This is a genomic window from Enterobacteriaceae endosymbiont of Donacia tomentosa (genome assembly GCF_012571135.1).
GTDB lineage: Bacteria > Pseudomonadota > Gammaproteobacteria > Enterobacterales > Enterobacteriaceae.
The window spans coordinates 314,638-338,787 of record NZ_CP046216.1 but is presented as its reverse complement, the minus strand read 5'-3'; the positions used below and the strand labels follow the sequence as shown (position 1 = coordinate 338,787).

At 22.3% G+C, this 24,150-nt stretch carries 17 protein-coding genes and 5 tRNA genes; 20 read left to right on the top strand and 2 right to left on the bottom strand.

Annotated elements, in window-relative coordinates; genetic code table 11:
- Positions 1-112 precede the first annotated feature (112 nt).
- From GJT88_RS01640 to GJT88_RS01585, 12 genes are all read left to right on the top strand, one after another.
- Positions 113-745, top strand: coding sequence for an RlmE family RNA methyltransferase (locus GJT88_RS01640; protein WP_168895199.1), 633 nt, complete (start codon positions 113-115; stop codon positions 743-745).
- A gap of 49 nt (positions 746-794) precedes the next feature.
- Positions 795-2,642 (top strand): ATP-dependent zinc metalloprotease FtsH, encoded by a 1,848-nt coding sequence (ftsH, locus tag GJT88_RS01635; protein WP_168895343.1) that lies wholly within the window; start codon positions 795-797, stop codon positions 2,640-2,642.
- A 635-nt stretch (positions 2,643-3,277) separates the two neighbouring features.
- Entirely contained in the window at positions 3,278-3,553 is a 276-nt protein-coding gene (gene secG, locus GJT88_RS01630; RefSeq protein ID WP_168895198.1) for a preprotein translocase subunit SecG, read from the top strand.
- Positions 3,554-3,578: 25 nt separating this feature from the next.
- A tRNA-Leu gene (locus GJT88_RS01625) sits at positions 3,579-3,667 on the top strand.
- Positions 3,668-3,726: 59 nt separating this feature from the next.
- A tRNA-Met gene (locus GJT88_RS01620) sits at positions 3,727-3,803 on the top strand.
- Between the two features lie 396 nt (positions 3,804-4,199).
- A complete protein-coding gene (nusA, locus tag GJT88_RS01615; protein WP_168895197.1) occupies positions 4,200-5,699 on the top strand; it encodes a transcription termination factor NusA in 1,500 nt (499 codons plus the stop codon).
- Between the two features lie 26 nt (positions 5,700-5,725).
- The gene (gene infB / locus GJT88_RS01610; RefSeq protein WP_168895196.1) at positions 5,726-8,002 is read left to right on the top strand and encodes a translation initiation factor IF-2; all 2,277 of its coding nucleotides are present in this window, start codon (positions 5,726-5,728) and stop codon (positions 8,000-8,002) included.
- A 72-nt stretch (positions 8,003-8,074) separates the two neighbouring features.
- Positions 8,075-8,428, top strand: coding sequence for a 30S ribosome-binding factor RbfA (gene rbfA, locus GJT88_RS01605; protein WP_168895195.1), 354 nt, complete (start codon positions 8,075-8,077; stop codon positions 8,426-8,428).
- Positions 8,429-8,463: 35 nt separating this feature from the next.
- A complete protein-coding gene (gene truB, locus GJT88_RS01600) occupies positions 8,464-9,414 on the top strand; it encodes a tRNA pseudouridine(55) synthase TruB (RefSeq protein WP_168895194.1) in 951 nt (316 codons plus the stop codon).
- Positions 9,415-9,466: 52 nt separating this feature from the next.
- Complete coding sequence (gene rpsO, locus GJT88_RS01595) at positions 9,467-9,736, top strand: 30S ribosomal protein S15 (RefSeq protein ID WP_168895193.1); 270 nt, start codon at positions 9,467-9,469, stop codon at positions 9,734-9,736.
- 100 nt (positions 9,737-9,836) lie between these two features.
- A complete protein-coding gene (pnp, locus tag GJT88_RS01590) occupies positions 9,837-11,927 on the top strand; it encodes a polyribonucleotide nucleotidyltransferase (RefSeq protein WP_168895192.1) in 2,091 nt (696 codons plus the stop codon).
- Positions 11,928-12,338: 411 nt separating this feature from the next.
- Positions 12,339-14,033 carry a DEAD/DEAH box helicase gene (locus GJT88_RS01585; RefSeq protein WP_168895191.1) on the top strand — a complete coding sequence of 565 codons (1,695 nt, stop codon included), beginning with the start codon at positions 12,339-12,341 and terminating at the stop codon, positions 14,031-14,033.
- 248 nt (positions 14,034-14,281) lie between these two features.
- Here the strand turns inward: GJT88_RS01585 and pgi are convergent, their stop codons facing one another.
- Positions 14,282-15,889, bottom strand: coding sequence for a glucose-6-phosphate isomerase (gene pgi, locus GJT88_RS01580; protein ID WP_168895190.1), 1,608 nt, complete (start codon positions 15,887-15,889; stop codon positions 14,282-14,284).
- 211 nt (positions 15,890-16,100) lie between these two features.
- On the opposite strand from pgi, the gene GJT88_RS01575 reads away from it, so the two are divergent.
- Together GJT88_RS01575 and fldA are read left to right on the top strand one after the other, a co-directional pair.
- Positions 16,101-16,874 (top strand): alpha/beta fold hydrolase, encoded by a 774-nt coding sequence (locus GJT88_RS01575; RefSeq protein ID WP_168895189.1) that lies wholly within the window; start codon positions 16,101-16,103, stop codon positions 16,872-16,874.
- A 25-nt stretch (positions 16,875-16,899) separates the two neighbouring features.
- On the top strand, positions 16,900-17,412 hold the full coding sequence (gene fldA / locus GJT88_RS01570) for a flavodoxin FldA (RefSeq protein WP_168895188.1): 513 nt from the start codon (positions 16,900-16,902) through the stop codon (positions 17,410-17,412).
- Between the two features lie 64 nt (positions 17,413-17,476).
- Here the strand turns inward: fldA and glnS are convergent, their stop codons facing one another.
- Positions 17,477-19,144 (bottom strand): glutamine--tRNA ligase, encoded by a 1,668-nt coding sequence (gene glnS, locus GJT88_RS01565; protein ID WP_168895187.1) that lies wholly within the window; start codon positions 19,142-19,144, stop codon positions 17,477-17,479.
- Between the two features lie 103 nt (positions 19,145-19,247).
- Between glnS and GJT88_RS01560 the strand changes: the two genes are divergently transcribed.
- The 6 genes from GJT88_RS01560 (at position 19,248) to leuS (ending at position 24,083) form a co-directional block, all read left to right on the top strand.
- Positions 19,248-19,322 (top strand) — tRNA-Met (locus GJT88_RS01560).
- Between the two features lie 22 nt (positions 19,323-19,344).
- Positions 19,345-19,435 (top strand) — tRNA-Leu (locus GJT88_RS01555).
- 11 nt (positions 19,436-19,446) lie between these two features.
- Positions 19,447-19,519 (top strand) — tRNA-Gln (locus GJT88_RS01550).
- Positions 19,520-19,585: 66 nt separating this feature from the next.
- Positions 19,586-20,923 carry a tRNA (N6-isopentenyl adenosine(37)-C2)-methylthiotransferase MiaB gene (gene miaB, locus GJT88_RS01545; protein WP_168895186.1) on the top strand — a complete coding sequence of 446 codons (1,338 nt, stop codon included), beginning with the start codon at positions 19,586-19,588 and terminating at the stop codon, positions 20,921-20,923.
- A 14-nt stretch (positions 20,924-20,937) separates the two neighbouring features.
- Positions 20,938-21,396 (top strand): rRNA maturation RNase YbeY, encoded by a 459-nt coding sequence (gene ybeY, locus GJT88_RS01540; RefSeq protein ID WP_168895185.1) that lies wholly within the window; start codon positions 20,938-20,940, stop codon positions 21,394-21,396.
- 137 nt (positions 21,397-21,533) lie between these two features.
- The gene (gene leuS, locus GJT88_RS01535) at positions 21,534-24,083 is read left to right on the top strand and encodes a leucine--tRNA ligase (RefSeq protein ID WP_168895184.1); all 2,550 of its coding nucleotides are present in this window, start codon (positions 21,534-21,536) and stop codon (positions 24,081-24,083) included.
- The last annotated feature ends 67 nt before the right edge of the window (positions 24,084-24,150 follow it).

The window sequence follows — 24,150 nt, the reverse complement described above, 5'->3', positions numbered from 1 at the left end:
TTTTTTGATTATTCCCATTTACTAAATTATTTTATTCTAGTATAGTTTTTTATGTCTTAAATTTTTTTAAATAGCATTTTTTTATTAATTATTATATTTAACAAATAACTTCATGAATTATAAAAAAAATAATAAATCAAAGATATGGTTAAAAAATAATTCTAATGATTTTTATATAAAAATAGTTAAAAAAAATAAAAATAAATTCAGATCAAGATCATGGTTTAAATTAGAAGAAATACACAAAGTAGACAAAATTTTTAAGAAAGATATGATAGTCCTTGATCTAGGTGCTTCTCCAGGTGGTTGGTCACAATTTGCTTCATTAAAAATTGGAAATAAAGGGAAAATTATCGCTTGTGATAAATCAATAATGAAATCTATTAATAATGTTGATTTTATTCAAGGAGATTTATGTCATCCTAATACAATAAATTTATTAAAAGAAAAATTAAATAATAAAAAAGTACAAATTATAATATCTGATATGTCTCCAAATATTTCAGGAGTAAAAGAAATAGATATACCAAGGTCCCTTTATCTAAATAAATTAGCATTAAAATTATGTTATCTAACATTAGAATATAATGGAAATTTTTTAGTTAAATCCTTTCAAGGAAAAGGTTTTAATCAATACTATAAACAAATTAATTCTATATTTAAATATTCTAAAATAAGAAAACCTAATGCTTCAAGATCTCAATCATGTGAAATTTATATTGTTGCAAAAGGATATAAAAACTAATATAAAATATATTAATACAGTCACAAAGGGGTTATTCGTTTTGAACGATATGGTAAAAAATCTAATTCTCTGGTTAGCAATTACAATCATAGTAATATCTGTTTACCAGAGTTTTAATCCAAATAAAACAAATAAAAAAAATAAAATGGAATATTCAACTTTTTTATCTGAAATTAATCAAGATAAAATAAAAGAAGTTAGAATTAACGAAAAAAAAATTTATGTTCTTAAAAAGAATAATAATAAATATGTAACTTATTTACCTATGTATGATTCACGTTTGCTTAAAATTTTATCTACCAAAAATATTAGAGTATTTGGAGAACCTCCTAAAAAACCTAGTTTATTTTTATCTATTTTTATTTCTTGGTTTCCAATGTTTTTACTAATTGGAATATGGATTTTTTTTGTAAAACAACTTCAAGGGAGTGGAAAAGGAGCATTATCTTTTGGTAAAAGCAAAGCAAAAATGTTAACAAAAGATCAAATAAAAATTACATTTAATGATGTAGCTGGATGTGAAGAAGCTAAAGAAGAAGTTAAAGAATTAGTTGAGTATTTAAAAGAACCAGAAAAATTTCAAAAACTAGGAGGAAAAATACCAAAAGGTATTTTAATGGTAGGGCCCCCTGGTACAGGAAAAACTTTATTAGCGAAAGCCATTGCTGGAGAATCGAAAGTTCCATTTTTCACTATTTCTGGTTCTGATTTTGTCGAAATGTTTGTAGGAGTAGGAGCTTCTAGAGTTAGAGATATGTTTAATCAAGCTAAAAAGGCTTCTCCATGTATTATTTTTATTGATGAAATAGATGCTGTCGGGAGACACAGAGGAGCGGGACTCGGAGGTGGGCATGATGAAAGAGAACAAACTTTAAATCAAATGCTAGTTGAAATGGACGGATTTAATGATAATGAAAATATTATTGTAATTGCTGCTACTAATCGTCCTGATGTATTAGATCCAGCTCTTTTAAGACCTGGTCGTTTTGATCGGCAAGTAATTGTTAGTTTACCAGATATAAGAGGTAGAGAACAAATATTAAAAATACATGCAAAAAAAATACCTTTATCAAAAGATGTAAATCTTTTAATTTTAGCTAGAGGTACTCCCGGTTTTTCAGGGGCAGATTTAGCTAACTTAATAAATGAATCAGCTTTATTTGCAGCTCGTCAAAATCTTAATTCTATCTCTATGTTGGAGTTAGAAAAAGCAAAAGATAAAATTATGATGGGTTCTGAAAGACGTTCTTTAGTAATGACAGAATCTCAAAAAGAAGCCACTGCTTATCATGAAGCAGGTCATGCAATTATTGGTAGATTGGTCCCAGATCATGATCCTGTACATAAAGTTACAATTATTCCGAGAGGTAGAGCTTTAGGAGTAACATTTTTTTTACCAGAAATAGATATAATTAGTATGAATCGTCAAAAATTAGAAAGTCAGATATCTACATTATATGGGGGGAGAATAGCTGAAGAAATAATTTATGGAGAACAATATGTATCTACTGGTGCATCTAATGATATTAAAATTGCAACAAATATAGCAAAAAACATGGTAACTCAATGGGGTTTTTCTAAAAAATTAGGGCCTTTATTATATGCAGAAGAAGAAGAAGAAATTTTTTTGGGTAGATCTGTAGCTAAACTTAAATATATATCAGATAATACTGCAAAAATAATTGATCAAGAAGTTAAACATTTAATTGAGGAAAATTATAACAGAGCTTTTAAAATTTTAAAAGAGAATATTGATATTTTACATGCAATGAAAGATGCTCTGGTTCAATATGAAACTATAGATATAGTGCAAATTAATGATTTAATGTCTAGAAAAAAAGTAAGGCCACCTAAATATGATAAAAAAATAAATAATAACAAAACAACTAACATTTAATAAAAAAATGTAATCTTTTAGTTCGAAAAAATTATGATATAAAATATTATAAATACTTTTAAAAAAATGATACTGAATATAAAGTAGTGAAATAATAAGGTTTTTTATTATTTTTTAAAACTGCATTTTATTAATAAAATATATTGTATTTTGAATAAATTGTTTTAAAAAAATTATTTTTATTTAAAATATCTAAATTACTTTAATCAATATCATTTTTGTGAAAAAAAATATTTTTTAATTAAAAATATAAAAATTATTAATGAAATTAAAAAATAATTTAATAAAGAAAAAAATATATTTTTTTCTTTAACAGTAAGAAATTTTTTCTAAAAAAAATTAAAATAAATTTGTCTTTATTAATATTTACAAATTAAAATAAATAAAATTTACATTTTGTAAAAAAAAGAATTAATTTTTTACCATAGTATAAACAATTTATATATAATTTTGGTTAATATATTTGAGAATTAGTTTACAATAAAAAATATATTGGTTATAAGATTTATCTTTTAATAAATCATTATTTAAATTTTTCATGTTGAAACAAGCAATATATTTATGTTGCATTTTTTTTTTATTTCTATACAATTACTAAAGGTATATTTTTGATAAATTAATTTATTGGCATTTTTATGTATAAATTTTTGTTAATTTTATTTATTTTTATCTCAATATTTCTAATTGTTATTATTATGCTTCAAAATAATGATTCAACAGATATTAGTTCTTCTATAAATAATTCAAAAACACCATTTAACACAAATGTGCCAAATAAAATTATCACTCGATGTATTATTATTTTAACCTTTTTATTTTTTATTATAAGTTTAATACTGAGTAATCTTAATGTCAAAAAATATAAAAATAATATTGTAGAATTACATAAGAATATAAATAATTCTGAATAAGAAGAAGTTATACTCATATACTCATGCCGATGTGGTGAAATTGGTAAACACGCTACCTTGAGGTGGTAGTACCCTTATATTATGGGTTTACGGGTTCAAGTCCCGTCTTCGGTATAAAAATTAGTATTGCATTATTTGTATTTTTAGCATATCATGTAACTTCATAAGGTAGAAGCGGGGTGGAGCAGTTTGGTAGCTCGTCGGGCTCATAACCCGAAGGTCGTTGGTTCAAATCCAACTCCCGCAACCACTAATTTGTTAACATCAATTTTTTATTTAATTCCTAATTAATTAATAATATTTATTAATAACTTTATAAAATTATAATTTTTCATATTTTTTATTTTATAAATAAATCAAAAACTATTATAACTGAAGGATAATAAAATATTACATATTTTGAAAATATATTCCTAATTTTTTTAATAAAAAATAATAAATTTAAATTAAAATATAAAAAGTATTTTTTGTTTTAGTAAAAATGATTAAATTATATATATAAATATTAGAAATATTATTTTAAAAGTTATTTTTATATTTAAAAAAATAAAAATATTTTTTATAAAATTAATAATTTTTGTAAAGATAATCTAATTTCCTAATTAATTTCCTAATTTCAAGAGGTGTGTGTTTGAGGATAACTAGGATGAATAAAGAGATATTAGCTGTTGTTGAAGCAGTGTCTAATGAAAAATCTTTACCCAGGGAAATAATATTTAAAGCTATGGAAAGTGCTTTAGTAAGTGCAACAAAAAAAAAATATGAACAAGATATAGAGGTATTTGTAAATATTGATCGTAAAAATGGTAATTTCAATACTTTTAGAAGATGGTTAGTTGTTAAAAAAGTACATTTTCCTACTAAAGAAATTACACTAGAAGCTGCACGTATTGAAGATAACACCCTAAATATAGGGGATTATATTTATGATCAAATTAAATCTATTGTTTTTGACAGAATTACAACACAAACAGCTAAACAAGTTATTGTTCATAAAGTAAGAGAAGCTGAAAAAGCAGTTATAGTTGCTCAATTTAGAAAAAAAAAAGGAAAAATATTAAGTGGAATAGTAAAAAAAGTAAATAGAAGTCATCTAAATTTAGATTTAGGTAATAATGCGGATGCTATTATTTTACGTGAAGATATGTTACCTAGAGAAAATTTTAGATCAGGAGATAGAATAAGAGGATTACTTTTTAGTGTCCAAACGAGTATAAAAGAAACAAAATTATTTATTAGTAGATCTAAAATTCAAATGTTAATAGAATTATTTCGTATTGAAGTTCCTGAAATAGAAGAAGGATTAATTGAAATTAAAGCAGTTGCTAGAGATCCTGGATCTAGAGCAAAAATAGCTGTTAAAACAAATGATAAAAGAATAGACCCGGTAGGAGCTTGTGTAGGTATGAGAGGCGCCAGAGTGCAGGCTATTTCAAATGAATTACATGGTGAACGTATTGATGTTATTTTGTGGGATGAAAATCCAGCAAAATTTGTTATTAATGCTATGTCTCCCGCTAATATAGCGTCAATAATATTAGATGAAAAAAAACATACTATAGATATAGCTGTAGAAGAAAATAATTTAGCAAAAGCGATAGGAAGAAATGGCCAAAATATTCGTTTAGCTTCTCAATTAAGTGGTTGGGAGTTGAATGTTATGACTAATAATGATTTACATCATAAACATCAAGAAGAAAAAAACACCACTATAAATATGTTTATAAAATATCTTAATTTGGAACCAAAATTATCAAAAAAGTTAGTAGATAAAGGTTATTCTTCTTTGGAAGAAATCATGTGTATAAATATAAATGAATTATATAAAATAACTAAAAATTTTAACTTAACTATAAATGATTTAAAAAAAATTAAAAAATTAGCAAAAAATATTTATACAAATTTATCTTTAAAAAAAGAAAAAGATAATAATAAAAAAATTAAAAATAATTTATTACAATTAAAAGGAATGAATAACCAATTATCCAAATCCTTAATAAAAAAAGGAATTTTGACTATTGAAAAATTAGCAGAACAAAGTATTGAGGATATAATAGATATTGATAATCTAAATGAAATAAAAGCAGGTCAAATAATTATGGCTGCTCGTAATATTTGTTGGTTTAATAAAAAAAGTGATAAATAATTAATGTTTAAAATATAGGAGTAAGCATGAGAGATTTTGTTATAACTATAAAATCTTTGGCAATTGAAACAAAAAATTCAGTGAAAAATATATTAGAATATTTTTCTACTAAGGGAAATTATAAATCAGAAAATGATATAGTTAATTTAAAAGAAAAAGAAGAATTTTTAATATTTTTAAAAAATAAACAAAAAAAAATTTTAAGAACATTAACACTAAAAAAAAAAACAGATAATATTTTAAATATAAATAATAAAGATAAAAAAAAATTTGTAAAAATAGAAATCCGAAAAAAAAATTTTTTATTAAATAAAAATAAAAAAACTAAAGATATAATTTTAAACAAAGCAAGATTAGAAAACAAGAAAAAAATATACAAAAAGCAAAATTTATCATTCAAAAAATTTTATACTCCACAAAATTTTAATAAAAAAAATTTAAATTCAAATAATAGTAGTATTACTTTTAATAAAAATAAAAATAAAAAAAAATATAATAGAAATTACAAAATAAAATCTTGTAAATTATATCAAAATTTTAAAAAACCTATCAAAAGTATTAACCGAAATATTATTATTAATGAAAATATTAGTGTAATTGAATTATCAAATAAAATGGCAGTAAAAAGTTCTAAATTAATCAAAATTATACTTAATATGGGAGAAAAAATTTCAAATATCAATCAATTATTAGATCAAGAAACAGCACAATTAATTGCAGAAGAAATGGGCCATAAAGTTATTTTACGTCATGAAAATGATATGGAAAAATTATTAATTAATGAAAAAAATAATGCTTATGAAACACCTGTTTACAGAGCTCCTGTTGTTACTATTATGGGACATGTTGACCATGGAAAAACTTCATTATTAGATTATATTCGGTCAAGTAATATTACTTTACAAGAAGCAGGTGGGATAACACAACATATAGGATCTTATCAAGTAACATTTAATAATAAAAATATAACATTTTTAGATACTCCAGGACATGCAGCTTTTACTTCTATGAGATTTAGAGGAATACAAATTACGGATATAGTAATTTTAGTAATTGCAGCAGATGATGGAGTTATGCCTCAAACAATAGAAGCTATTCAACATGCTCAAAAAATAAAGGTTTCTATAATTGTTGCTATTAATAAAATTGATAAGAATATTCCAAATTTTGAAAAAATTAAAAGTGAATTAAGTAAATATGGTCTTCTTTCTGAAGAATGGGGAGGAAACAATATATTTGTTAATATTTCAGCAAAAACAGGAGAAGGAATAAATAATTTACTTAATGCAATTATATTACAAGCAGAAATATTAGAATTAAAAGCAGTTAATAAAGGTATGGCTAGGGGAACAGTGATAGAAGCTTATTTAGATAAAGGAAGAGGCCCTATAGCTAATATTTTAGTAAAAGAAGGTATGTTAACTAAAGGAAATATAGTATTATGTGGTTTTACATATGGAAAAATAAGAGGACTAAGAAATTATCAAGGTTTAGAAGTATTAGAGGCAGGACCATCAACTCCTGTAGAAATTTTAGGGTTATCAGAAATTCCTTATGCTGGAGATACTGTAATAGTAGTACGTGATGAGAAAAAAGCGAAAGCAGTTGCGACATATAGAAAAAATAAATATCGTGAAAAAAAATTAGCTAGCAAACAAAAATTATTTAAAAAAGTTTTTTCTAATTTAGATAATAAGAAAGTTTATGAATTAAATATTTTATTAAAAGGAGATGTTCAAGGAACTGTTGAAGCTATTAAGGATGCATTATTAAATTTGTCTAATGAAAAAATTAATGTAAAAATTATTAGCTTTGGAGTTGGAGATATTAATGAAACAGATATTTCTTTAGCGCATGCAGTTAAGAATAATGTTATTATTATTGCTTTTAATATAAAAGCAAATAATATTGCAAAAACTATTATTAAATCAGAAAATATAAAAGTTTGGTATTTTTCCATTATTTATAATTTAATAGAAAATGTCCAAAAATACATGAAAAAAATTATAATTCCTAAATACGTATCTAAAATATTAGGATTAGCCGAAGTAAGAAATATATTTACTTTTCCTAAAATTGGTATTATTGCTGGTTGTAACGTTATTAATGGAATAATAAAGCGAAATAATTCAATAAAATTATTAAGAAATAATATTATTGTTTATGAAGGTGTTCTAGAATCTTTAAGAAGATTTAAAGAAAATGTTAATGAAGTACGTAATGGAATGGAGTGTGGTATTAGTATTAAAAATTATAATGATATTCATATTGGGGATAAAATAGAAGTATTTGAAAAAAATTAATTAATTATAAAAAAATAATTATTTTGTAAGATTAGTTTTAATAAATTAAATAACAAATTAATGGGAGGATATTTGTATCGTAAATTACGTATTTCATATGAATTAAAAAAACAAATATCACAGATAATACAAAATAACATTAATGACATAAGAATAAATAAATTTATTACAATTAGTGATGTTTTAATATCAAAAGATTTATCATATGCAAAGATATTTGCAATATTATCTTATAAAGAAGAATTAAATAATAAAAAAAATTCAATTTTTTATTTAAATAATATTAAAGAATATATTAGATTTCTTTTAAAGAAAAAAATTAAATTACGTAAAATTCCAAAATTAAAATTTTTTTTAGATTCTTCTCTAAATAATAGTAAATATATTAATGATATTTTAAATAATATTAAAATAAAGAAAATTTGAATGCTTCTTATATAAAGAATATAATTATCAAAAATATGATAAAAATAATAAAAAAAAAAAATATCAATGGTTTATTATTAATTGATAAATCTATTGGTTTTACGTCAAATAAAATACTTCAACGCATCAAATTTATTTTTAAAGTAAAAAAAGCAGGACATACTGGAACATTAGACCCTCTTGCAAGCGGCTTATTACCCATATGTTTAGGAGAATGCACTAAATTTAGTAGTTATCTTATTAATGCTGATAAAATATATATAGTTACAGCACTTTTAGGAGAAAAAACAGATACTGCTGATAAAGATGGAATGTTAATTAAAAAAACAGATGTTAATATTTCTAAAATAGAAGTAATGAAAGTTCTTCAATTATTTCATGGAAGAATTAACCAAATTCCTCCTATGTATTCTGCAATAAAATATAAGGGCACTCCACTTTATAAATATGCTAGATTGGGTATTAATTTTTCTTATTTAAAAAAAAGAAAAATTACAATTTATCAGATAAAATTATTAGCATTTGATAAAAATAAAATTAAATTAAAAATTTATTGCTCCAAAGGAACTTATATTCGGAGTATTATTGATGAATTAGGAGATAAATTAAATTGCGGAGCTCATATAATCAAATTACGTCGATTAAAAATATCACATATCTCAGTTTTTAATAAAAATGTAATAACATTAGAACAATTAAAATTTTTAATTAAAAATTATCAAAATAATCAGTTAAATATTTCACTAATATATAAATTATTATTACCCATAGATTATATGATAAGTAATTTACCAAAATTATATCTCTCTTATAGAGTAATTTATACGATAAAATGTGGGCAAAAAGTGAAAATAAAAAAAATATTTATTATTACTCAAACAATATTTCGTATATTTGAGTTTAATTCATTAAAATTTGTAGGTATTTGTATTATTGATAAAACTGGGTATATTATAAAACATAAGTTAGTAAATTATGTTATTTAACAAATTTTGTCATTTTATTATTCATTTATAAATAATTTAACGGAGTTAAGTTATGTGTTTTGATACAAATAAAAAAATCAAGATTATTAAAAAATATGGCCTCAATTCGAAAGATAAAGGATCAACAAAAGTACAAGTTGCTTTATTAACATTTAAAATTAACTATTTACATAAACATTTTTCTATTTATAAAAAAGATTATCATGGACGTAGAGGACTGCTTAAAATGATATCACAACGTAGAAAATTATTAAATTATTTTAAAAGAAAGAATCTACATGATTATAATATACTAATTGGAGATTTAGGATTAAGAAAATAAATTAATTTAAATATTTATGTTTAGTTAAAACTATGCAACATAGATTCATATTTATTTTTTTAAACAAAGATAATTTTTTCATTTAAAAAGGATATTTATTTTGCTAAATCCTATTATTCATCGGTTTTGTTATGGAAATAATACTGTGACCATTGAAACAGGAATGATAGCTAGACAGGCTACCTCAGCTGTAATGGTCAGTATTGATGATACAGCTGTTTTTGTCACCTTAGTGGTCGATAAAAAAGTTAAACCAGAACAAAATTTTTTCCCATTATCTGTACATTATCAAGAAAAATCATATGCTGCTGGACGTATTCCAGGAAATTTCTTTCGAAGAGAAGGAAGGCCTAGTGAAAATGAAATATTAATTTCTAGATTAATTGATCGTCCTATAAGACCGTTATTTAAAAAAGGATTTTTAAATGAAGTGCAAATTATTGCAACTGTTATGTCTATAAATCCTGATATTAATCCTGATATCGTAGCTATTATTGGAGCATCTGCTGTTTTAACTTTATCAGGAATTCCTTTTAATGGTCCTATTGGAACAGCACGTGTAGGTTTTATTAAAAAACAATATATATTAAATCCTAGCACTAAGGAGATTAAAAATAGTGAATTAGATTTAATTATTACTGGTACTAAAACAGCTATTTTGATGGTAGAAGCTAAATCTAATTTATTAACTGAAAATCAAATTTTAGACGCAATAATATATGGTCATAATCAACAACAAATTTTAATTGATAATATTATTAAATTGTCAAATGAAGTTTCAAAGAATGAAACTGAATGGTTATTACATAGTATTAATAAAGAACTTAAACAAAAAATTATTTTTTTATCTAAAAAAGATTTAATTGATGCATATCGTATTGAAAAAAAACAAGATAGGTTAAATAAAATTGATTCAATCAAATCTAAAACATTAGCATTTATACAAGAAGAATATGAAAATGTTTTAATTTATGATATAAATGAAATTTTTTATGAATTAGAAAAACAAATAGTACGAACAAATATAATAAAAAAAAATTTGCGTATTGATGGTCGTGAACATGATATGATACGTAGTCTAGATGTACGTACTGGAGTTCTTCCTAGAACACATGGTTCTGCCCTTTTTACAAGAGGAGAAACTCAAGCTTTAGTAACAGCAACTTTAGGTACAACAAAGGATGCACAAATTTTAGATAATTTGACGAATAATACAACAGATAATTTTTTATTTCATTATAATTTTCCTTATTATGCTGTTGGTGAAATAGGTATATTAAGTTCTCCAAAAAGACGTGAAATTGGTCATGGATGTTTAGCAAAAAAATCTATGTTACCAGTTATGCCCAGTATTGATAATTTTCCCTATACAGTACGAATTGTTTCAGAAATAATGGAATCTAATGGTTCTTCTTCTATGGCTTCAGTTTGTGGAGCATCTTTAGCTATGATGGATGCCGGGATACCTATAAAAAATGCAGTGGCTGGGATAGCAATGGGTTTAATTAAGGAAAAAAATAATTTTGTAATATTATCAGATATTTTAGGAGATGAAGATCATTTAGGGGATATGGATTTTAAAGTTGCTGGTACTAATACAGGAGTTACTTCATTACAAATGGATATGAAAATTGAAGGAATAACTTATCAGATTTTAAAATTAGCTTTATCTCAAGCTAAAATTGCTAGGTTATATATTTTAGAAAAAATGAAAAACGTTATTTCTTTTCCTCGAAAAAATATTTCTGAGTTTGCTCCTAGAATTCACACAATTAAAATTAATCCAGAAAAAATTAAAGATATGATTGGTAAAGGTGGTTCTGTTATTAGAGCTCTTACAGAGGAAACGGATACAATTATAGAAATTGAAGATAGTGGAATTGTTAAAATAGCTGCTAAAAATCATGAGCAAATAAAATTTGCTATTCGTCGTATAGAGGAAATTACAACTGATATAGAAGTTGGTCAAATTTATAATGGAAAAGTTATACGTATTGTTGATTTTGGCGCTTTTATTTCGATAGGACCGGGAAAAGAAGGTTTAGTACATATTTCCCAAATTACAAATAAACATGTAAATAAAGTTAGTGATTATTTACAATTATTACAAAATGTTCTTGTTAAAGTTATAGAAATAGATAGACAAGGAAGAATTAGATTAAGTATAAAAGCAGCTGTAAATAAAATTTAATTTTTTATAATTTATTTTTTATAGAAAATTTATTTAATTAATTTTAAATCAAAAATCTTTATTAAATAATTTTTTTTAAAAAAGGTATAAACATTTACTAAAAAAACCATATAAAATATTAATAATAAAAAATTTTTTACACTGAATAATTCTAAATACTTGTAATTATGTTTAATATATTTAAATCACAATTACAGACTATATTTCACTTAAAATAGTGATAAAACATTATTTTAATAATAAAAATTTGAAATAATTTTTATTATTGGAATAATAATTAAATTATAAATTATTAATTATTAATTATTAATTATATACAATATATATCTTATAAAAACATCTATCAATTGTAATATAATTACTAATATTTTAATTTTTTTAAATTAATTATTAAAGAGGCATGTGTATTACATGACTAATATTGAAATTACTTTTGAAAAACTTGGGTTAAATAAATTTATTTTAAAATCATTAAATGAAATAGGATATTGTATACCTTCTCCAATACAAAAAAAATGTATTCCTCATTTGTTAAAAGGTAGAGATGTGTTAGGTATGGCACAAACAGGAAGTGGGAAAACTGCAGCTTTTACCCTTCCTTTATTAAATAATTTAAAAGTATATATAAAAAGAACTCAAATTCTTATTTTAACACCAACAAGAGAATTAGCTATTCAAGTTGCAGAAGCAACTTCTATTTTTTCTAAATTTATGAATGGAGTACATGTTTTACCATTATACGGTGGTCAAGCATATCATATACAATTTAAAAATTTACGTTTGGGGCCACAAATAATTGTTGCTACTCCAGGGCGTTTGTTAGATCATATTAAAAGAAAAACAGTAAATTTATCAAAATTACAAAGTTTAGTAATAGATGAAGCTGATGAAATGTTAAGAATGGGTTTTATTGAAGATGTTGAAAACATATTATCTACAATACCAAAAGGTTATCAAACTTCTTTATTTTCAGCAACAATACCAAAAAGGATAAAAAATATATCTAAAAGATTCATGAAAAAACCATATGAAATAACAATAAAAACAAATATTAAAACAATTCCTGATATTAATCAAAATTATTGGATCGTATATGGAAAAAAAATAGATGCTTTAATGAAGTTTTTAGAATCTGAAAAATTTAATGCAGCGTTAATTTTTGTTAAAACCAAAAGTTCTACAATGGAAATATCTGATATTTTAAAACATTTTGGTTATAATAGTGCTCCTTTAAATGGAGACATGAGTCAAAATATTAGAGAACAAACATTAGACCGTTTTAAAAATGGTAATTTAGATATTTTAATTGCTACTGATATTGCTGCAAGAGGTCTAGATGTTGATCGAATCAACTTAGTAATAAATTACGATATTCCTATGGATGCTGAATCATATATTCATCGTATAGGACGTACAGGTAGAGCGGGGAGAAAGGGTAAAGCTTTAATGTTTGTAGAATATAGAGAAAAAAAATTAATTAAAAATATTGAACGTATTTTAAAATGTAATATTTATGAAATAAAGTTACCCTCATCTGAGATCTTAAGTCAAAAAAGATTGGAAAAATTTGTAGTAAAAATACAAGAAAATTTAAAGAGTCAAGATATAGAACAATATAAAAATATTTTATTACACTTACCATTAAAAAATAATATAGATCAGGAAACACTAACTGCAATTTTATTAAAAATGGCTCAAGGTAAAAGACCTTTAATATTACCTCCAGATCCTTTATTTAATACAGATAGAACAATTCATAAAAAATTACGTGTTATTAAAAATCAATATCAGAAAAATTATAGAAATATAAAAAATAATATGGATTTATATCGTATAAATATAGGAAAAAAAGATGGAGTAGAAGTACGTCATATTGTGGGTGTAATTATTAATAGTGCTGAAATTAATAGTTATCATATTGGTAATATAAAATTATTTACTTATTATTCTACCGTTGAATTATCAAAATTAATTAAAAAAAATTTTTTAAAATATTCTACAAATTTAAAAATTTTAAATAAAAATATTAATTTTGAAATGATAAAAAATAAAAAATTTAATTATATGAAAAAATCAAAAAATAATTTTTATAAAAAAAGAGTATAAACATAAAGAAAAATTTTTACTAATAAAAATCTAATAAATAATTTTGTTTTGTTATTAATAAATTTTTAGATAATTATAAAATATGTAAAATCTTTTTCTAAAATAAGAAAATTTATTATATTTTTATGTATTTTATAAAAATTATGTCATAATATAACCTTTATACATTAATCTATAAAAAATTAATTTTAATAGAATTAATTTACTTAATGTTATATATTTCTAATATTTATTTTTTTATAAATATTTTAATTAAATAATTTATAAAAATTAATTAATCCATTAGTGGAGCTGTCATTATTTTTAATATCCTCTTCAAAATGATTATTCAATATAATATTAGCTATTTGTTTACCTAATTCAACACCCCACTGATCAAAAGAAAAAATATTTAAAATAATACCTTGTATAAAAATTTTATGTTCATAAAAAGCAATAAGAGAACCTAGATTATTAGGTGTAATTTTTCTTAAAAAAATTGAATTACTTGGATTATTGCCAAAACATAATTTATATATATTTTTCTCATGTGTATTATTTTTTATATTACCAAAAGCTAATGCTTGAGTTTGTGCAATAAAATTCGAAATAAGTTTATTATGATGGTTTTGTGAAAAAAAATTAGGTATAACTGAGGCAATAAAATCACAAGGAATTATTTTTGTCCCTTGATGCAACATTTGAAAAAATGAATGTTGTCCATTAGTACCAACATCACCCCATATTATGGGACTTGTTTCATAAAATATTTTATTACCATTCCTATCTATAGATTTGCCATTAGATTCCATATTTAATTGTTGTAAATATTGAGGTAAAAAACGCATATCATTAGAATAAGGTATTACAGCTTCTGTTTCTGTTTTCCAAAAATTACTATACCAAATACTAATTAAGGCCATAATAACTGGGATATTACTATTTAGAGGACTAGTAAAAAAATGATTGTCCATTTCCATGGCACCTTCTAATAATCTTTTAAAATTATTAAAGCCAATAGATAAGGATATAGGCAATCCAATAGAAGACCATAAAGAAAAACGTCCACCAATTTCAGATAATAACGGTACTATATTATTTTTACTAATACCTAACTGAATTGCAGCATTTATATTATTTGTAATAGCAATAAAATGTTGAGATAATAAATCATTTAAATTGGTGAAAGCAATATTTTTTATAAGCCATTCTTTTATACTTATAAAATTAGTTAAAGTTTCTTGTGTTGTAAATGTTTTTGAAGAAACAATAAACAAACTTTCCTCTGGTTTTATTTTTTGAGTAATATTTATTAATTGAGAATAATCAACATTGGATAAAAAATATATATTAAGATTATTTTTATATGCTCGCAATGATTCAATTATCATTAATGGGCCTAAATTAGAACCCCCTATTCCTATATTTATAATATTTTTAATTTTTTTATTTGTATAACTTTTCCATTTTCCTGAAATTATATTGTTAGATAAATATTCTATCTTTTCTAAAATAGAATCTATATTATTATATATACTTTTATTTTTTAAAAAAAAACTAGTTTTATTATAACGTGCAGCTACATGCAAAACAGCACGTTTTTCTGTTACATTAATTTTTTCTCCATAAAACATATCATAAATTGCTTCTATACAATTTGTTTCTTTTGCTAAATTAATTAAATTATATATTGTTTTTTTATCAATTATATTTTTTGAATAATCAAAAATAATCTCATTTTTAAAATTGATAGAAAAATTAACAAATCTATTTTTATTTTTTTTAAAAAGATGATTAATAGTCACTTTTTGCATTTTCACAAAATGATTTTTTAAAATTTGCCAAGATTTAGTTTTTGTTGGGTTTATATTTTTCATATAAAATATTATATTTTTAATAAAATTTAATTTTATTTTAAAGTTCTTTATAATTAAAAGAATATTAATGTAAAAGTATTTTTTTTAAAATAAACAATTAACTATAACTTATACTAAGAGTATCATAATTTTTTTAAATTTTAAAAATTAAGTTTTTTGAATTTAAATTTTATATAATAATTTGTACTGTATAATACATAAGATATTTATTATGATTTTAAATAATTTAATTTTACCCGCAAAAAATAATATATCTACTGATAATACAATTATTATTTTACATGGATTATTTGGGAATAAAAACAGTTTATACCCAATAGGTAATTTATTAAATAAATATTTAAAATGTAAAATAGTATTATTAGATATTAGAAATCATGGTTTATCTCCTCGGCATAAAAATATGGATTATGTGTCTTTATCTAAAGATGTGTTGCATACTTTAAAATTTTTAAATATAACAAATAATATTATTATTATAGGCCATTCTATGGGAGGAAAAATTGCAATGAGCCTTACAAAATTTATACCAAAATTTATTAAATTAATAATTATACTAGATATAGCTCCGGTAAAATATACATATTTTAATAAAAAAATTTTTCATGCATTAAAAAAAATAGATAAAAAAAATATTTTTACAAGGAAAGAAGCTTATAAAATAATGCAATATTATATTAATAATGAATTTACAATAAATTTATTATTAAAATCATTTCAGTTTGGTAAATGGGAATTTGATCTTTTTTTTTTAAAAAATGAATATAAAAATATATTAAATTGGGATATAATTCCTCAATGGATGGGGAAGATTTTATTTTTAAAAGGAATGCAATCAAATTATATTAATAAAGATTATTATAATCAAATATTTAGACAATTTCCTTTTGCTAAAATATATAATATTCCATATGCAGATCATAATTTACATATTAAAAATACAAAATTAGTTTTACAAAAAATCTTAGATTTTTATTATACATAATTTTTCTAGGGGACATATAATAAAGATGTCAAATATAGGTATTTTTTTTGGTAGTGATACAGGAAACACTGAAAATGTTGCATTAAATATACAAAAACAATTAGGTCAAAATAAAACTAAAATTTTTAATATTTCGGAAACTAGACAAAATGATATTGAAAATTTTGATAGACTTTTATTTGGTATACCTACATGGTATTATGGTGAAGTTCAATATGATTGGGATGATTTTATACCTACTTTACAAAAAATAAATTTTAAGGGAAAAATTGTAGGATTATTTGGATGTGGAGATCAAGAAGATTATGGAGAATATTTTTGTGATGCAATAAAAATTATATATGACATAGTAAAAAAAAATAAAGCAAAAATTATAGGATATTGGCCAATTAAAGGATATTCTTTTTATAATACGAAAAGTTTAAAGAATAAAGATTATTTTTTAGGATTAACTATTGATGAAGATAGACAACCAGAATTAACTAATTCTCGAATTAAAATATGGATTAAACAAATCAGTAAAGAATTAAAAATTTAAATATTCACTATTTTACAAAATTAGTGATATTGTTTTAATATCACTAATTTTGCAGAATAGATATTTAATTATAATTTTCTTTTAAAGAAACAATCCGATTAAAAAACATTGTTTTTTCTTTTTGGTTATTATAAATTAAATAAAAATATCCTTCTCTTTCAAATTGAAAATGACTATTATTAGTTTTTAATAAATTACTTTCAACAAAACCATTATATATTGATAATGATTTTGTATTAATCATAGAAGTAATATCATTAATATTTTCTGTATTATTTTTTAAAAGTAGATTTTTATATAAATAAAAAGTAGCAGGAATGGAATATAAACAGGATACCCAATGAATAACTCCTTTAACATTTCTATTTTTTTCTATTTTTTTTCCTAAAGTATTTGGATCATAACTACAATATATATATTTAATTTTTCCAAAACTATCTTTTATGATTTTTTCAGCTCTAATAACAAAAGCATGTCTTAATCTTACCTCTTTACCTAAAACAAGTCTTTTATAATTTTTTGTGTCTTTTTCCATAAAATCTAATAAGTTTATATATATTTCTTTTGTAAAATAGATAATTTTACTACCCATTTTAGGATTATGAGGATGATTAGGAGCTATTAATTTTATTTTTTTTTTTTTCGGAAAATTTTTAATAATAATTTTTAAAGGTTTTAATACTGCCATTGTTCGATATGCAGTCTTATTTAATTCTTCTCTTAGAGAAGATTCTAAAGAAGATATTTCTATAATATTATTTTTTTTAGTAATACCTATTTTATAACAAAAATTTTTTAAAGAAGACGGAGTATATCCTCTTTTTCTTAATCCAGAAATAGTAAACAAACGAGGATCATCCCACCCTTTGATAATTCCATTCTGGAGTAAGAAATTTATTTTTCTTTTTGAAGTAATGCCATTTTCTATATTTAATCGTGAAAATTCATACTGCTTAGGATAATATTTTACGTTAATATTAATATTATTTAATATCCAATTGTATAATATTCTATTGTCTTGAAATTCTAATGTACATAATGAATGAGTAATTCCTTCTAAAGCATCAGCAATACAATGACTAAAATCATAAGTAGGGTATATACACCATTTTTTTCCTGTTTGATGATGTTTCCTATATTTTATTCTGTATAAAACAGGATCCCTCATAATAATAATATTTGATTTCATATCTATTTTTGCTCGTAAAGACATACTTCCTTCTTGGAAATAACCTAAACGCATTTTTTGAAATAATTCTAAATTTTCTTTTTTTGGACGATTTCTATATGGACTATTTTTACCTGGTTGTAATAAAGTACCACGATATTTACGAATATCTTGTATATTTAATTCATCAACGTAAGCTAAATCTTTATTAATTAATTCTATAGCATATTTATATAAAATATTAAAATAATCTGATGAATATTTTATTTTGCCATCCCATTTAAAACCTAACCATAATAGATCTTTTTTTATAGCTTCTATATATTTAATATTTTCAGTACTAGGATTAGTATCGTCAATTCTTAAATAACATTTTCCATTATAATATTTTGCTATTGTAAAATTTAAACAAATAGCTTTTATATGACCAAGATGTAAATACCCATTAGGTTCAGGAGGGAATCTAGTACAAATTAAAGTATATTTTTTATTTTTAATATCACTATTTACTATTTGAAAAATAAAATTTTTTTTATAAAAATTAAAATCTTTATATATTTTCATTTTTTACTCTTTTAAAATTAAATTAATGTAAAAATTTTTGTTTAAACAAATAAATTAGTTGACGTCATGCTTATATATTTACATAATATAAGAATAAGTTTTTAGCTACGTAGCTTAGTTTGGTTAGAGCACAGCACTCATAACGCTGAGGTCATGGGTTCAATTCCCATCGTAGCTACTAATTAGATAAAAAATGTTTTGCGGAAGTGGCGGAATAGGTAGACGCACCAGATTTAGGTTCTGGCAATTTAAGATTATGATATTATACGAGTTCAAGTCTCGTCTTCCGCATAATGAAAAAATGGGGTATAGCCAAGCGGTTAAGGCACCGGTTTTTGATACCGGCATTCCCTGGTTCAAATCCAGGTACCCCAGTTTTTGTCATAATGAAGATTATCATTCTTATATTTTTTAAGTCAATTAATTTTAAATAATTAAATAATGTTAAAAAATAAATTATATATCAAAACTTGGGGCTGTCAAATGAATGAATATGATTCATCTAAGATAGCTGATATAATGGAAAAGGAATTAAATTGTATTGTTACTAAATCAGTTAAAGATGCTAATATTTTAATATTGAATACATGTTCTATTAGAGAAAAAGCACAAGAAAAATTATTTCATCAGTTAGGAAGGTGGAAAAATTTTAAAAAAGATAACCCTAATATTATAATCGGGGTTGGTGGTTGTGTTGCTTCACAAGAAGGTAAGAATATTCTTAATAGAGCATATTATGTTGATATTATTTTCGGTCCTCAAACTATTCATAAATTACCTATGATGATAAATAATGTTAGAAAATTTAAAAAATATTTAATTGATATTAGTTTTCCTAACATTGAAAAATTTAAATATTTTCCTTTTACAAAAACAAAATGTTTTAGTGCTTTTGTTACTATAATAGAAGGTTGTAATAAATATTGTACTTATTGTATTGTTCCTTACACTAGGGGAAAAGAAATAAGTAGACCCTATCAAGATATAATTTTGGAAATTAAAAATTTATCTACTCAAGGAGTAAAAGAAATAAATTTATTAGGACAAAATGTTAATGCTTATCAATATAAAAATGATAAGGGGCAAATTTTTAATTTTACTGATTTATTAATCATGATATCTAAAATTAAAGATATAAAAAGAATTAAATTTACTACTAGTCATCCTAAAAATTTTGATAATCAGTTAATTAATGTATATAAAAAGATTCCTCAATTAGTAAATTTTTTACATTTACCAGTACAGAGTGGTTCTGATAAGATTTTGTCTTTAATGAAGAGAAGATATAATATTTTTGAATATACAAATATTATACATAAAATTAAAAATATTAGACCTAATATGCAAATTGGTTCAGATTTTATAGTAGGTTTTCCAGGAGAAACAAAAAAAGATTTTAATGAAACTATCTCGTTAATTTTAGATGTTGATTTAGATATGAGTTATAGTTTTATTTATTCTCCTAGACCAGGTACTCCTGCAAGTAAAATGAAAGATAATGTAGATATAAAAGAAAAAAAAGAACGATTACATTTATTACAATATCATATAAATCAACAAGTTAAAAAATTTAGTTATAAGATGCTAAACACGATACAGACTATTTTAGTGGAAGGTATATCGCCACAAAATAATAAATATTTTGGCAAAACAGAAAATAACAGAATTGTTTTTTTTACAAGTAAAAATAATTATATTGGGCAATTTATTAATGTAAAAATAATTGATTGTTATTTATATTCTCTATATGCAGTATTTATTTCTATTGTTAAGAATTAATATGTAGAATATTTATGTTTACTAATTTAATTTTAAATTACTATAATTATAGCAAATGTAATTGTTACGTACCATATAAAAATGATATATATCATTGGTTATATATGGTTTTTTTTAAAACTAATTTTAAAAAATTTGACATTACTGTAAGTATAGTAGAAAAAGATACTATTAAAAAACTTAATAATAAATTTTTAAAAATTTCTAAACCCACTAATGTTTTATGTTTTTCTTTAGAAAAAAATTTCTTAAAAAAATTTTTTTTTGGAGAAATTATTTTATGTAGTAAAATTATTGAAAATGAATCAACTTTACAAAAAAAAAATTTAAAAGCTCATTGGGCTCATATAATTATACATTCGGGTTTACATTTATTAAATTATAATCATAAGAATGCTAAGGAAGCATATATTATGGAGACTAAAGAAATTAAAATACTTAAATTATTAGGATATAGTAATCCTTATCTTTAAAAATTATTTTATTATTTAAATGATATTTATCTATTTTAGATTAAAATTTTGATGTAAATTCCTAATTTTAAATGTTAGAATGATCCTCTGATAATAACATTATTTGAATTGAATATATTTATATATTATTTATTTATATGAAAAAAAAATATGCTCCTAATGAAATAGAACCTTACGTCCAAAAACAATGGGATTTGAAAAAAACTTTCGAAGTTATTGAAAATTATAACAAAAAAAAATTTTACTGCCTTTCGATGTTACCATACCCATCTGGAAAATTACATATGGGTCATGTGAGAAATTATACAATAGGTGATGTAATTGCTAGATATCAACGTATGTTAGGAAAAAATGTTTTACATCCAATAGGATGGGATGCTTTTGGTTTACCTGCTGAAACAGCGGCTGTTAACCATAATATATCTCCAGATATATGGACTAAAAATAATATTAATTATATGAAAAAACAATTAAAAGCATTAGGTTTTAGTTTTGATTGGAGTCGAGAAATTACAACATCTAAACCAGAATATTATCGCTGGGAACAATGGTTTTTTTTAAAATTATATAAATTAGGATTAGCATACAAAAAAAAATCACCTGTTAATTGGTGCCCGAATGATAAAACTATATTGGCTAATGAACAAGTAATTAACAATATTTGTTGGAGATGTAATAGTAAAGTTGAAAAAAAATTAGTAACACAATGGTTTTTAAAAATTACTAATTATGCTGAAGAATTACTTGATGGCTTAAAAATATTAAAAGGTTGGCCAAAACAAGTAAAAAACATGCAAAAAAATTGGATAGGTAAAATAGAAGGGATAAAAATAAATTTTAACGTCACTAATACTAAAATTAATTTTAATGTTTTTAAGGAAAATATATATAAATATAATGATATTTCTTTTATAAAAATTATATTTAGTAATCCTATTTGTAATAAAATACCTTATAATGAAAAAATTAAAAATTTTATTAAACAATCTTATTCTTCTTTAGAAGAGAATAAATATTTTTCAAATAAAATAAAATTTATTAATAGTCATTTGTTCGCTAGTAACGATATTTTAAAAATAAAACTACCCATAATAATTGTAAATTATATATCTAATATATATAATATTCAAGCTTCAATGGGAGTTCCAAAATATAATGAACAAGATTTCTTTATAATGGAAAATTGTAAAATACCAATTACTCGAAATGAAATAGTTATTCCCAATAAAATCGAAAATAATACAAATTATGATTCATTAATAAATAATAATTTAATTTATAAAAAAGTTGCATCTTATAAAAAATATTTTAATTTAAAAGACTGGAGTATTTCTCGACAACGTTTATGGGGAACACCTATTCCAATAATAACTTTAAATAATGGGAAATTGATACCTTTTAAAGAAAATGATTTACCATATTCATTTCCTAAGAAAATTTTTAGCACAAAAATACAAGACAATTATCATCAAAAAATAAAAAATCATTATAAATATTTTGAATATAAATTTCATAATTATATAGGTAAAAAAGAAACTGATACTTTTGATACTTTTATAGAATCTTCTTGGTACTATGCTAGATATACTTGTCCACATTATAATAAAGGTATTTTAGATAAAAAAAATGCTAAATACTGGCTTCCTGTAGATCAATATATAGGTGGGATAGAACATGCAATTATGCATTTAATGTATTTTCGTTTTTTTCATAAGTTAATGAGAGATGTAGGGTTAATTGATACTGATGAACCAGTTAAAAATTTATTATGTCAAGGCATGGTGTTAGCTGATTCCTATTATTATATAGATAAAAAAAATAAATATAATTGGGTGTCTCCAAAAAAAATCATCTTTAAAAAAGATAGTAATAACATTGTACAATTTTTGGATAAAAAAGGAAGGTTATTAAAGTATAATGGTATGGTTAAAATGTCTAAGTCAAAAAATAATGGAGTTGACCCCCAAGATATAATTATAAAATATGGCGCTGATACTTTACGTCTTTTTATTATGTTTGCGGCTCCTCCTACTATGTCTTTAGAATGGAATGAAGCTGGGATTAAAGGAATGTTTAGATTTTTGAATAAGCTATGGAAATTTATTTATGAATATAAAAAATTATATTTACACTTGCATAAAAATATTAACAGTAATATAAAAATTAATTATAATAAAGAACAGATAATTATACAAGATTACGTTAATAAAACTATTTTAATAGTTACTCATAATTTTGAAAAAAAACAAATATTTAATACGTCTATAGCATCTATTATGTCTTTAGTAAATAAAATTAGGAAATATAAAATATATAATAAAACTGATATAATTATAATTTTTAATAGTTTAAAAATAATATTGAAAATATTATATCCTTTTGCTCCTCATTTTTGTTTTATTTTGTGGAAACATCTGGGTAATAAAAATGATATTGATAATGAATCTTGGCCAAATGTAATTAATATTAATAATAATAATATAAATATATTTAATGTTGTAATACAAATTAATGGTAAAAAAAAATATAGTATTTCTATACCATTAGAATATCAAAAAAAAGAGAGTAATATAATTAAATATATATATTCAAATCCTAAAATATCTAAATATATAAAAAATAAAAAAATTATAAAAACAATATATATTCCACATAAAATATTTAATTTTGTTACTAAAATAAATTAAAAAATATTAATATTTTCAATATATTTAATAACATATTCTGTGCTATATTTTAAAAAAAATTTATTAA